Below are 13,063 nucleotides of genomic sequence, written 5' to 3'. Positions count from 1 at the left end.
AATCAATATTGTTTTTCCATTTCTTCAGCGCGGCGGATTGCAGCACGCATTGCGTCGGTGACAATTTGAGATAAATTAGCTTGATAAAACTGCTCTAAGGCTTTAGCCGTAGTGCCGCCTTTCGAAGTCACTTGTTCTCTTAGTGTCGCAAAAGAGAGATCTGATTTGGTTGCCGCCAGAGCAGCAGAACCTTGGGCGGTATATAAAACCAGCTCTCTTGCTGTTTTACTATCAAAACCAAGCCGTTCAGCCTCCTGTTGCATTAATTCCATAAATAGGAAAAAGTAAGCAGGTGCACTACCAGTAACGGCAATAATATCATTAATTGCGGCTTCGTTAGTCAGCCAGAAAACTTTGCCAACACTTGCCATTAGTTCTGTGGCAAAAGTTTTATCATTCTTTGATACTGAATCCATGGCATACAAACCACTAACACCTTGGCCTACTAGTGATGGCGTGTTAGGCATAACACGCACCAGACTTATGTTAGGCGCGAGATATTGTTGATAACGTTTCACCGGAATTCCAGCGGCAATTGTCAAAACCAGTTTATTGGCAAAATTAACCTGTTCTTTTAGTGATTGACAAACAGTTTCCATAATCTGGGGCTTAACAGCAAGCATAATAACATCTGCATGTTTGCTTGCATCACCGTTATCGCTTTTTCCATGTATGCCATATTTTTTTACCAGTTGATCGCGATTTTTGCTGGTGGGGGAGCAGACTGTGATGTTATTTGCCGGATAGCCAGCTGAAATTAATCCGGCAATAATCGCGTGAGCCATATTCCCAGCGCCGATAAAGGTAATTTTTCGCTGTTGCATTATATTGCTCCTTTTATTGATTGCCTTGATTTTCAAATTGATTCATTATCGGGAACCAAAAATAGCTGTGCCAATTCTGACTAATGTTGAACCACAAGCAATTGCAATATCAAGATCTGCGGTCATGCCCATTGAAAGTGTATCAATATCTGGATATTGTTTTTTTAACTGATTGAATAAATTTTCCATGCTACGAAAAATTGACATCTGTTGGCTAAGCTCATTATTTGGCGCTGGAATTGCCATTAAACCACGTAATTTTAGGTTTGGTAATAATACAATTTCAGCCGCTAATTTATCTAACTCTGCTGGTGTGATACCTGATTTACTTACTTCATCACTGATATTAATTTGGATTAGCACGTTTAGTGGCGCTTTATTTATCGGACGCTGATTATTTAATCGTTGTGCTATTTTTAATCTATCAATAGTATGACACCAATCAAAATGCTCTGCTACTAATCGACTTTTATTGGATTGTAGCGCGCCGATAAAATGCCATATTAAATCCTGTTTGTTACTAAAATAGGCGATTTTTTCTATCCCTTCTTGCAGATAATTTTCACCAAACTGGTATTGTCCCGCATCGATAGCCTCTTGAATTGCATCACAAGATTTTGTTTTACTGACGGCCAGCAGAGTAATACCTTCGGGCTCTCGATGATATTTTTTGGCCGCTTGTATAATGCGATTTTTGACATTAATCAGATTTTGTTGGATTGTATTCATAAAATTTGGATGCTAAATGAAAATGAAATAGGATAAAAATATAATTTCATTGTCACGGCTGTGCGTGACAGTTTATTGTCATTATGCTGATTAAGCATGTTGTTCAAACCAACTTTCTAAAATAATGACAGCAGAAATGGAATCAATCTTACTTTTATTTAACGCCCGATAGCCACCCTGATTAAATAGTTGTGCTCGCGCTTCTATTGTTGTTAAGCGTTCATCGTGTAATGTAACTTGGATACCAAAGCGCCCATGCAGACGATTAGCAAATTTACGGGCTTGATTACTTATTGGCTGCTCTGTTCCGTCCATATTGAGAGGAAGTCCAACGATAGCCAGTTCAGGTTGCCACTCTTGTATTATTTTTTCAATGTCTAACCAGTTAGGCTTACCATCTTTTGCTTTTATTGCAGTTAAAGGGCGTGCAGTTGCTGTAATTTCCTGCCCAATGGCGATACCTATACTCAGTGTACCGAAATCAAAAGCAATAATTGTTCTGTTTGCCATTATGCATGACCCGCTTGATTTGAAATATTAAAGATATCAATCCCAATTAAAGCAGCGGCTTCACGCCAACGTTCAGAAATGGGGGTGTGAAAAATGATATTGCTATTTGCTTTGGCGGTTAGCCAACTATTTTCCATTATCTCTTTTTCCAGTTGCCCTTGTTCCCAGCTTGAATATCCCAAGGCAATAAGTGTTTTTTCTGGTTGTTTGGTAGTACCTAAAGTTTCGAGAATGTCTTTTGACGTTGTGATCATAATTTCATCAGAAAGCTTTAAGGTAGAACTAAAACTATTTTGTGGCGAATGTAGAATAAAACCATGAGCTTCTGCGATCGGGCCACCAGAAAAAACCGGTTGACTTAATTCAGTTATATGATCGTATTCTGTCGTTTTAATGTTTAAATTTTTTAATATGCTATTGATTGAAATTTGTTCGATTTGTCTATTGATAACGAGACCCATAGCACCTTTTTCATTATGCTCACAGATATAAACCACCGACTTTTGAAAATACGGATCTAATAACGTTGGCATGGCAATGAGAAAGTGGTTTTGTAAATTCATATTATTAAACTTATTTTCCTGAATTATCAATAAAATATACCTGAATTAAAAGTTAAAAAATAATTAATGAAACACATTCGCGATTGTTTAAATTTTATTTTCGGCTGACTGTAAGATATTAATATTTTATAACAATAGAAAACATTTATAGTATCCTATCTTATTATTCAGTTAACTGTAGTGTTAGCTGTGGTTAATTTACTGTTTTTGCAGCCAGTCGTTTTTCTATTGCATCAAATAACATACCTGTAATTGATATAGCCGAAAATGCTGCTTCAATTTCACGTATACAGGTAGGACTGGTAACATTAATTTCGGTTAAGCGATCACCAATAATATCTAAGCCAACGAAAATTAATCCTTTTTCCTTTAATATAGGTGCGACCGTTCTGGCAATTTTCCAATCACTTTCTGTCAATGGTCTTGCTTCACCATATCCTCCTGCCGCTAAATTTCCTCGCGTTTCACCTTGAGCAGGAATACGAGCTAAGCAATAAGGAACTGGTTCACCATCGACAACCAACACCCGTTTATCACCTTGCTTGATAGCAGGTAAGTAATCCTGAGCCATACAGAAGCGCTGGCCATGTTGAGTTAATGTTTCAATAATGACACTGGCATTAGGATCATCTTTCTTTAAACGGAAAATCGATGCGCCACCCATTCCATCTAGAGGTTTAAAGATGACATCACCATGTTTTTGATGAAATTCTCGCAGTTTTTTATTATTTCGGGTTACTAACGTATCAGGTGTTAATTGAGGAAACCAGGCGGTAAATAATTTTTCGTTACAATCCCGCAGGCTTTGAGGTTTATTGACAATTAGACTACCCGCATATTCTGCCCTTTCAAGAATATAAGTGGCATAAATATATTCAGTATCAAAAGGAGGATCTTTACGCATTAAAATAACATCAAGATTTTTCAAAGCAATATCTTGTTCAGTACCAAATTGATACCATTGTGCAGTATCTTGTTTGATGTTGATCAGTTGTCTGGTATGTCCGTAAGCTTCACCTTGTAATAAATAGAGATCGTCCATTTCCATATAGTGAATTTCATATCCACGGCGTTGTGCTTCTAATAGCATAGCGAAACTACTATCTTTTTTAATTTTTATGGTTGAGATGGGATCCATCACAATACCTAATTTGAACATTTTGTCTCCTTAACCAAGATCGCCGAAGCGAACTTGTAATGCTGTGATTGCAGTTAACGCAGTGGTTTCTGTTCTTAATATCCGAGGCCCTAGTGGGATATTAGTAAATTGGTAGTTAGTTGTCATTATGATTTCATCTGGCGAAAGACCACCTTCTGGGCCAATGAGTAACCTAATTTTATTTACCGCAGCGGGCAGTGTATTAATACTTGATTGGGCTTTAGGATGGAGATTAATTTTTAATGCATCATCTTTTTCTGTGCACCAAGCTTCAAGAGGCATAACTGGACGAATTAAGGGGATTTTGTTACGTCCGCATTGTTCGCAAGCAGAAATGGCAATATTCTGCCATTGTTGTAGCTTTTTACTGAGTCGTCCAGGCTCTAATTTAACATTACAGCGTTCAGAAATAAGAGGAGTAATGATATTGACGCCCAGTTCTACTGATTTTTGAATAGTGAATTCCATTTTTTCCCCACGAGAAATAACTTGTCCAAGATGGAGATCTAAAGGGGATTCTCTGTTTGCAGTTGTCGCCATCCCGAGTTGGACTTTAACTGACTTTTTATTAATCTCAAGTATTTGCCCTATGAAAATAGAATTACTGCCATCAAATAACTCAATATTTTGTCCTACACTCATACGTAGAACTCGACTAACGTGGTTAGTGGCATTATCGCTTAATCGTATTATTGCGCCTGATTCTAATGGTTCAGGATGATAGATCCGAGGAACGCGCATAGCCATGCTTCCTTATAAACTCGATGCTAGCAAAATATTGTGCCTATAATAAAGATGGGAAAATAAACTAGCAAGCTGTCTTGCTAGCTATTGATTTTCCTTTTTTATTTTGCGTACAAATTCGCAAAAATTCGCTTACAACCGGATTATTGTTAATATTTATTGTAGAACTGTTATAAAGCATTGTTTTTTTATTTATGGATATTGGAAAAGAATGCTGAGTGAATAATGCGGTTTTTCAAAAAGGAATTTGAAGATGGCAACATGGCTAACCACTTTTTCGTATTGGCTGTTGATTCAATCATTTGTTATAACAATTATTTTATTACCATTAAGCCATTTATTAGTTAGTTATTTACCCCTTTATCTATTTAATTATAGATCGCATGACTCACCTAGTAGATATCTTCTTTTTATTACTCTTTTTATTCCTTTCACTATCATATTTTTGCTGATCACAGATCTTAGCCATATAGTGATTTTACTTTTTTTCGTTTGGTTTAGCGTATTACTTGGGTTTATTGATCATCAGACAGGTTATTTGCCAGATTTATTAGTCTATCCATTACTTGTGTTAGCGTTGCTTTTTCATGCCATGCAATCTAATGAACAGTTGTTATTGGCTATTTATGGTGCCTTGGTTAGTTATTTAATATTTTGGTTTATTTATGGTTTTTTTAAATTAGCTATTAAGCGTAGAGGATTAGCACAAGGAGATATTAAACTTGTGGCGGCTTATGGGGCTTGGTTAGGGGTATATATTTTACCTTATTTAATGCTATTATCTGCTTGTCTTGGCTTACTTAATTATATTCTTTTATGGATCAAGATACGCTATAAGCCAGATAAAATTGCTTTTGGCCCTGCATTAGCTAGTGCAGGTATTGGTTTGATGTTGATTAAATATTTTAAAGAAGATTGGCTCATAAAAATTATTCTCTAACAAGTTAGCATGTCGATATTTGGGGCTATGGGTAACTTTGTTAAACTTAGACTAGTATTTTTTATTGAAAAGAGACTTTATTAATTTTTATGTGCTTTTAACTCGTTAGATGAAATATGAGGAAAGTTAAAATGAAAAAAGCAAGTTTGTTATTATCTTTTCTTCTCTGTTGTTCATTTTCAATTATAGCATCTGTGCCAGATGGTATTACGGTATTTGCCAGCCAAAAAGAAGACGGTAGTATCTCTTCGGCAAAAAAATCCTATTACACAAAAACATTTGATGTTACGGTGGTAAATGCGTCTGAAAAAGATATTGATCTATCTAAATATTGTTTTAAAGCTTTTTTAGGTTCAAGAGAGTTTAAGGTAGATACTATTGATGAGAATTTACATAATAAAGTGCTAAAAAATAACGAAAGTGCAAAAGGCTTGATAGTATTTGCATCTATTAATCGTGATATTGCTAAAGCAGCAGTGGTTAAATTAACTGATAAATGTAAATAAATAATCTCTAAACGCAGCTTAACTTTACAATAATAAGCTGCGTTAAATTACTAAAGGCCTACATTTTAATTGTTTTCAAATTTATTATGCTAAATAAACAATAGTTAACTTTTTTCCTTCCATGGAAAAAAATAAATAATTTTTATGATAAGGAAGCCGCCGATAAATTTTCCAGATAATTTTGCCATAGTTGTGGTTGAGTAAAATATTTATCTAAATTTATTACCATCAGGTTTTCATTATGCTGAGCAATTAGGGTCGGAAAACCGGAACGAGCAACTTGATGTAATAAGGTACGACTTGATTGGATATGCTTGTTTGTTGGTTCATCTTTATTTATGGCAAAAGTTTGTTGAAATAACTGTTTATCTAGTCCAATCTGCTGGGCTAATTGCAATAAAATGTTTTCGTCACTAACCCGAAGGCCATCAATATAGTGGGCTGTTTGGATGGCGTTTAACATTGCTAAACCTTTATTTGCTAATTTATCAGCGGTAATAATTGCTGTTATCGGTGGTAATGAGTCAAGTATTACGTCATGTTGTTGTAACATTTGGTGATAATTATCTCCAAATGTTTGCCCCGTTATACCGGCTATCTGCTTATCAGTATCCAACAAAAATTGACGCCATTGATCGTCTATTTTTACTCGGTTGTGGCCTGTCAGCATACCACCACCATGAAGTTGTAGTTTAATATTCGGCTGACCAGCTGCAATTTCTATCAATGGAGACGCGCCATAACACCAACCACAGAAAGGATCAAAGATATAGTGTAAGGTTATTGGTGACATTTTTTCCTCGCGAAATTATTGTGGCCATTTCATTTCGCCCTTCAATACTTTGGCACTTAATTCAAGACTAGCAGGCTCCTTTAAATTTGGGTAAGCTTGCTTCATCATGTCAATAACTTCAGTTGAATTTTTGCTTTTTGCTAAAGCTTTTTCTAGTTTTTTCAAATAGTTTTGTGTAAAAGTAACGGTAGTAATATCTTTTGCTGATGGTTCAAGGTAATGACCGGGAATAACGACTTTTGGCTTAAGTTGTTTGATACTTTCAAGGGCTTGTTGCCAGTGTTGGCGAGATGCTTTGCTTTGTGTATCAGCTGTCCAGACATGGATATTGTCAGAAACAAGTACGCCACCAACAACAGCTTTAAGTTTTGGGATCCAGACAAAAGTACGATCAGGTGCGGCACTTTTTAATCCCTGAATTTTAATTTTTTCACCATCAACCACTAATGTATTACCTTGTAACACTTCAGGAACAATAATCTTGGTTGGTGCCTGTTCTTTCAATATAGGCCCCCAATAGGCCAGTTTACCATCTTTGGACGCTTTTATCGCTTTAACAGTTTCGGCAGTTGCTAATACTTTTGCGTTAGGAAAAGCTTTAGTAATGACCTCTAGTGCAAAATAATAATCGGGATCAGAATGACTAATATAAATTGTTGTTAGTTTTTTATTTGTTTTTTTTATACGATTAACTAATTCTTCCGCATCATTTTTTTGAAATTGTGCATCAATAAGGATTGCTTGGTGATCACCACTAATAATTTCAGAAGAGACGGGAAAAATACTTTTTTCACCTGGATTGTAGACTGACATTTTCAAATTAGTGGCTTGAACTAATGCGCTGAAAGTAAAGAGAGTAGCCATTGTAATGATGGAAACAACTTTCATAATGTTTTCCTTAATACTGAATGTTTAATCACTTATAGCAAATAGTAAAAATTGGAAGAAAAATAATACAATTGACAGCAAAGTGTGGCAAAAAATGAGTATTCACACTGGATAGCAACATCATTTCACCAGATTTGTTACCTTTATTGCCCAGTAATTGCTGGCATAAAAATTTAGTTTGTTTCTAATAACCATTAATGTTCACAATTATCCAGCAAATAGTATTTTAGTCGCTAGTTTGGCAAATTTCGCCCATTTATAAAAGAGTATTACTGTGGATCGACAATTTATCAATAAAACAGTTAACTAAGGAAATGATCCTATTGTCTCAGCGTGACAGATTATTAAATAATCAAAAAATAATCTAATTATTTTTAATTATCATTGTGTTTATTAAAAATAAATTAGTAATATTTAAATTATTATTGAATTCTATAAACTTAAGTTGGTTAATGGATCAGATTAAAAATAATCAATAATTAAAGGCAGTCAGTAACTGAGTTTCAAATTCTTTAATCGTAATTTTTAGGCATTGAATAAATCGTTCGGTAAGTTCAGAAGAAGGCCGATGCATTGGTTTAATTAAATTGACAGTGAAAGGAATGGGTTTAATAAAAGGTCTGATGCAGAGGCTATCAGGATCATGTTGTAAAAAATCGATAACGGTAAATGGGTTGACGATTGATATACCCAATCCTTCCCTTACCATAGCACAAACAGAGGAAGCATTATGGACTTCCATTATCATTCGTCGGCTAATATGTTGTTCTGCAAAAAATGTATCAATGGCTTGTCGATAACTATCCGTTATTGAAAGACTAATAAAAGCAACATTATTAAAGTCTTTAGCGGTTAAATATTTTTTTTTACTCAGTGGGTGCATACGAGGTAACACAACAACTTCATTTAGGCTAGTTAAAATATCACCATAAGTACCGGTGGGTATCTGCCGATGTTCTGTCAAACCGATATCATAATGTTGTGCCGAAAGCCATTCCTCTAATATAGGTGACTCTTGGGAGGTAATGGTAAAATTAACTTCAGGGTAATCGAGTAGAAACCGCTTACAGGCTTTAGGTAATAACGACTGACTAAATACCGGTAAACAGGCAACTGAAAGTTGCGTGTCTCTAAATTGTCTGATAATTTCCGCCATATTATAGATCCTTTCTAATCCATAATAAGAACGTTCGACTTCTGCGAATAACCTTAATCCCTGAGCCGTTGGCAATAGCCGTCCTTTGATCCTATCAAATAACTTAAATCGTAACAGACTTTCTAGACGGCTAATTTCACGGCTGACGGTAGGCTGAGATGTTCTAACTAATTGTGCTGCATCAGTTAAGTTTTTGGTGGTCATGACCGCGCGAAAAATTTCTATATGACGCCAGGAAAAAGTTTTCATTTACATAACTCGCTGCTGTTATTTATATCCTATATGAATAGACTATAGCTAAATAGATATTTTTAATGCTTATTTTCTCTATTAATAATAAAAAAAATGAAAAAATAAATTAAGGTTATCAATGACAACGTTTGCAACCACCATAAGTCGATATTTGACGGCAGAACAATTAATTAAACTGCCCGCTCAATTCGGGACTCCTATTTGGATCTATGATAGTGAAGTCATTATACAGGCGATTAAGCAGTTAGCTGCGTTCGATGCGATCCGTTTTGCACAAAAAGCGTGCTCTAATATTCATATTTTACGTTTGATGCGTCAACAAGGCGTGAAAGTTGATGCTGTATCATTAGGCGAAATCGAAAGGGCGTTAGTTGCAGGTTTTCGCCCAGGTAGAGAACAAGCCGAAATTGTATTCACCGCAGATGTCATTGAAAAGCAAACTATTGAGCGTGTAATAGAGTTAGATATTCCTGTTAATGTCGGCTCTATTGACATGCTCGTTCAATTGGGAAAAGCCAAACGACATCATGCTATTTGGTTACGTATCAATCCAGGATTTGGCCATGGTCATAGCCAAAAAACCAACACCGGTGGAGAAAATAGTAAGCATGGTATCTGGTTTAGTGATTTGCCATTAGCGATTGAAAAAATTAATCAATATCAGTTAACGCTGGTCGGTATACATATGCATATTGGTTCTGGGGTTGATTATTGCCACTTGGCTAAAGTCTGTGAGGCAATGGTAGAGCAGGTCATCTTAAGTGGCTGTGATATACAAGCAATTTCAGCTGGTGGGGGATTGTCGATCCCTTATAATTTAGCTGAAGAGCGAATTGATATTAACCATTATTTTGCTTTGTGGCATGATGCTCGTGAACGTATTTCAGCTCATTTGGGGCATCATATAACATTAGAAATTGAGCCTGGTCGTTACTTGGTAGCAGAATCTGGCGTGCTTTTAGCTGAAGTAAGAGCAATAAAAAGAATGGGCAAAAATCATTATGTATTAGTTGATAGTGGTTTTAATGATCTAATGCGTCCTGCTATGTATGGTTGTTATCATCATATTTCTGTCTTGCCAGCGGATAATCGAGATCTTACTGATGGAAATTTACGTGAAACACTAGTAGCTGGTCCTTTATGTGAGTCTGGTGATGTTTTTACCCAGACAAATACCGGCGCTGTTGTGCCTCGTTTATTACCTGAAATTTATGTGGGAGATTATTTAGTCTTTCATGATACTGGTGCTTATGGTGCTTCAATGTCTTCTAATTATAATAGTCGGCCGTTAATCGCTGAGGTAATGTATTTAAATGGTGAGGCAAAATTAATTCGTCGGCGTCAAACATTGGCAGAATTGTTGGCATTAGAAACGAGTTTGATAAGTAGTGATTAGGGAGCTTAAGCCCCCTGCAAGTTCTACAATTATGCCGCTTGTTCTTTATCTAATGGGGAACTATTTTTCTGTTTGTCAGATTTTTTACTCGCTATCGCCAGTGCATCATATTCAAATTCATCAACATTGATCGATCTTAAACGGCTGGCTTCTGCTTTACGTAAAATGTCAGCTTCTTGTTGGCTAATTTTACCATCGGCGAGTGCTTGTTCGGCAAGTTTATCTAAATTGATAAAGTGTGGTTTATGGCTAGCTTGACTGGTCAAACGTTCAAAAATCGGCTCAGCGGCAATAATATCTGATAATGCGGTATTAATTATGCCATGAGGGTTATGCTCACTTGGTGTCATATATTGACCGCGACCAATACGCTCGCGTGTTTCTGATGGTGTCATCATAATTTTTGCTAGTTTATGATCAAGTTGATCGTTAGGTGGCGCATAACGATAACCCAATGGAAAAATGATAATACGGCTTAACATAGCAACCAGACGATTGGGAAAGTTTCGCAGCAGTGCTTGCATGGCTTTTTCTGATTGAAATAGACAATCTTTTATTACCCATTCAACAATAGGTAAATCCATTGCTGGGCGGCCATCATCTTCAAAACGTTTTAGTGTGGCGGATGCTAAATAGAGGTGGCTTAAAATATCGCCTAAACGGGCAGAAATCCGCTCACGACGTTTTAACCCGCCACCTAATACGGCCATAGAAATATCAGCAAGTAAGGCAAGATTAGCACTTTGGCGATTTAATTGCTGATAGAAGCGGCGAGTATTATCTTTTGTTGGTGCTTTGCTTGTTCTGCCGTTTGTTATACCCAAGTAGAAACTGCGCAATAGGTTACTTATTGTATGACTTAAATGGCTAAAGAGTAATTTATCAAAGGCGATAATGTCGTTATTTTGTGTTGCGGCTATTTCATGCAAAATATAAGGATGACAGCGAATAGCCCCTTGGCCAAAAATCATCATACTGCGTGTTAAAATATTGGCACCTTCAACGGTGATAGCAATAGGAGCTCCTTGATAAAAGCGAGCAAGAAAATTTGAGGGACCTAGACAAATTCCTTTACCACCAGCAATATCCATCGCATCAATAATGGCTCTTTGGCCTCGATGGGTACAGTGATATTTGACAATCGCAGAGAGGACTGCTGGTTTTTCGCCAGATATAATTGCCGTCGTAATTAAGGTTGAAGCGGCATCCATTAAATAAGCATTAGCAGCGATCCGTGCTAACGGTTCTTCAATACCTTCCATTTTTCCAATAGATACTTTGAATTGACGGCGAATATAGGCGTACGCACCGATTGCCAGCGCGACACTTTTTAAGCCACCCGTGGCGTTAGATGGAAGCGTGATGCCACGACCAATAGAAAGACATTCCATTAACATACGCCAGCCTTGGCCAGCCATTTTGGTACCACCAATAATATAATCAATCGGCACAAAAATATCTTTACCGCGCGTAGGGCCATTTTGGAAAGGGATATTCAAAGGAAAATGGCGATGGCCAATTTCTACTCCTGCAACATTGGTTGGGATTAGTGCGCAGGTAATGCCGAGATCGGTTATATCGCCAAGTAAATGGTCTGGATCATAAAGTTTAAATGCTAGCCCTAATACCGTAGCAATCGGCGCTAATGTAATATAACGTTTATTCCAATTTAAACGCATACCTAATATCTGTTGGTTTTCCCATTCGCCCATACAGACAACACCAGTGTCAGGGATAGCTCCAGCATCAGAACCGGCTTCAGGGCTTGTTAAAGCAAAACAGGGGATCTCTTCACCGCTAGCAAGTCTGGGAAGATAATACTGTTTTTGTTCATCGGTGCCATAATGTTGTAAAAGTTCTCCTGGGCCTAATGAGTTAGGCACACCTACAGTAATGGCTAATATGCCGGAAACTCCGGCCAATTTTTGTAACACTAGCGCTTGAGCATAGGCAGAAAATTCGAGGCCACCATACTCTTTTTTGATGATCATAGCGAAAAAACGGTGTTGTTTTAAATGTTGCCATAATTCAGTAGGTAGATCGGCTAGTTCATGGCTAATTTGGAAGTCATTAGCCATACGGCATGCTTCTACAACTGGGCCATTGAGAAACGCTTGTTCTTCAGTTGTTAATTGCGGTTTTGGATAATTATGTAATTTATCCCAATCAGGCATACCTTGAAACAGATCACCTTCCCACCAGGTTGTGCCCGCTTCGATGGCTTCTTTCTCGGTTTTTGACATGGAAGGGATAATTTTCTGAAAAATTTGTAAGACTTTGCTAGAAATGAATGAGCGACGTACTGGGAGATAGACTAATGGAAATAATACCGCCGCTGCGAGCAATAATGTCCAAAAATACCATAAATCAGCACTAGCCATAATTAAACAATAAGCAAGTATAAGTAAGCTACTAAATAGTAGATTTGTTTTGTGATAGCAAAGAATTCCGATTAAACCAATAAATAGAAAAATAGTGAGTAGAGCCATAATGGTACTCCTGATTATGATTAAGCTAAGTCATCGGAGGTCATATCTGTGTTTTTCTTATCTTTAATCTATGTAATTTTATTTATCAATATTTTTACATATTAATTACAATGA

At 36.7% G+C, this 13,063-nt stretch carries 13 protein-coding genes; 3 read left to right on the top strand and 10 right to left on the bottom strand.

Going from position 1 to position 13,063, the window contains the following annotated elements; all coding sequences use genetic code 11:
- Positions 1-2: 2 nt before the first annotated feature.
- The 6 genes from proC to rsmE all read right to left on the bottom strand — a co-directional run bounded on the left by proC (position 3) and on the right by rsmE (position 4,526).
- Entirely contained in the window at positions 3-824 is an 822-nt protein-coding gene (gene proC, locus WH390_RS01880; RefSeq protein ID WP_032115522.1) for a pyrroline-5-carboxylate reductase, read from the bottom strand.
- A 45-nt stretch (positions 825-869) separates the two neighbouring features.
- Positions 870-1,553: a YggS family pyridoxal phosphate-dependent enzyme gene (locus WH390_RS01875; RefSeq protein ID WP_032115521.1), complete on the bottom strand. Its 684-nt coding sequence runs from the start codon at positions 1,551-1,553 to the stop codon at positions 870-872.
- Between the two features lie 90 nt (positions 1,554-1,643).
- Positions 1,644-2,063: a Holliday junction resolvase RuvX gene (gene ruvX, locus WH390_RS01870; protein ID WP_032115520.1), complete on the bottom strand. Its 420-nt coding sequence runs from the start codon at positions 2,061-2,063 to the stop codon at positions 1,644-1,646.
- Positions 2,063-2,626 (bottom strand): YqgE/AlgH family protein, encoded by a 564-nt coding sequence (locus WH390_RS01865; RefSeq protein WP_032115519.1) that lies wholly within the window; start codon positions 2,624-2,626, stop codon positions 2,063-2,065. The genes ruvX and WH390_RS01865 overlap by 1 nt, the downstream gene beginning before the upstream one ends.
- Before the next feature lie 193 nt (positions 2,627-2,819).
- Entirely contained in the window at positions 2,820-3,785 is a 966-nt protein-coding gene (gene gshB / locus WH390_RS01860) for a glutathione synthase (RefSeq protein ID WP_032115518.1), read from the bottom strand.
- A gap of 9 nt (positions 3,786-3,794) precedes the next feature.
- Entirely contained in the window at positions 3,795-4,526 is a 732-nt protein-coding gene (rsmE, locus tag WH390_RS01855; protein ID WP_032115517.1) for a 16S rRNA (uracil(1498)-N(3))-methyltransferase, read from the bottom strand.
- 256 nt (positions 4,527-4,782) lie between these two features.
- On the opposite strand from rsmE, the gene WH390_RS01850 reads away from it, so the two are divergent.
- Together WH390_RS01850 and WH390_RS01845 are read left to right on the top strand one after the other, a co-directional pair.
- Positions 4,783-5,469, top strand: coding sequence for an A24 family peptidase (locus tag WH390_RS01850; RefSeq protein WP_052044890.1), 687 nt, complete (start codon positions 4,783-4,785; stop codon positions 5,467-5,469).
- Positions 5,470-5,600: 131 nt separating this feature from the next.
- On the top strand, positions 5,601-5,975 hold the full coding sequence (locus WH390_RS01845) for a DUF4354 family protein (RefSeq protein WP_032115516.1): 375 nt from the start codon (positions 5,601-5,603) through the stop codon (positions 5,973-5,975).
- Between the two features lie 142 nt (positions 5,976-6,117).
- Here WH390_RS01845 and WH390_RS01840 read toward each other — a convergent pair whose 3' ends face one another.
- The 3 genes from WH390_RS01840 to WH390_RS01830 form a co-directional block, all read right to left on the bottom strand.
- Positions 6,118-6,768: a DsbA family protein gene (locus tag WH390_RS01840; protein WP_032115515.1), complete on the bottom strand. Its 651-nt coding sequence runs from the start codon at positions 6,766-6,768 to the stop codon at positions 6,118-6,120.
- A gap of 15 nt (positions 6,769-6,783) precedes the next feature.
- The gene (locus tag WH390_RS01835) at positions 6,784-7,656 is read right to left on the bottom strand and encodes an MBL fold metallo-hydrolase (protein ID WP_032115514.1); all 873 of its coding nucleotides are present in this window, start codon (positions 7,654-7,656) and stop codon (positions 6,784-6,786) included.
- 472 nt (positions 7,657-8,128) lie between these two features.
- Positions 8,129-9,061 carry a LysR family transcriptional regulator gene (locus tag WH390_RS01830; protein WP_032115513.1) on the bottom strand — a complete coding sequence of 311 codons (933 nt, stop codon included), beginning with the start codon at positions 9,059-9,061 and terminating at the stop codon, positions 8,129-8,131.
- A 121-nt stretch (positions 9,062-9,182) separates the two neighbouring features.
- Between WH390_RS01830 and lysA the strand changes: the two genes are divergently transcribed.
- The gene (gene lysA / locus WH390_RS01825) at positions 9,183-10,460 is read left to right on the top strand and encodes a diaminopimelate decarboxylase (protein WP_032115512.1); all 1,278 of its coding nucleotides are present in this window, start codon (positions 9,183-9,185) and stop codon (positions 10,458-10,460) included.
- 29 nt (positions 10,461-10,489) lie between these two features.
- Here the strand turns inward: lysA and fadE are convergent, their stop codons facing one another.
- The gene (gene fadE, locus WH390_RS01820) at positions 10,490-12,949 is read right to left on the bottom strand and encodes an acyl-CoA dehydrogenase FadE (RefSeq protein ID WP_032115511.1); all 2,460 of its coding nucleotides are present in this window, start codon (positions 12,947-12,949) and stop codon (positions 10,490-10,492) included.
- Positions 12,950-13,063: the final 114 nt, after the last annotated feature.

This window comes from Candidatus Arsenophonus nilaparvatae (genome assembly GCF_045346035.1).
GTDB classification, from domain to species: Bacteria; Pseudomonadota; Gammaproteobacteria; order Enterobacterales; family Enterobacteriaceae; genus Arsenophonus; species Arsenophonus nilaparvatae.
The sequence above is the reverse complement of the archived record's forward strand: the minus strand, read 5'-3'. Positions and strand labels throughout refer to the sequence as shown.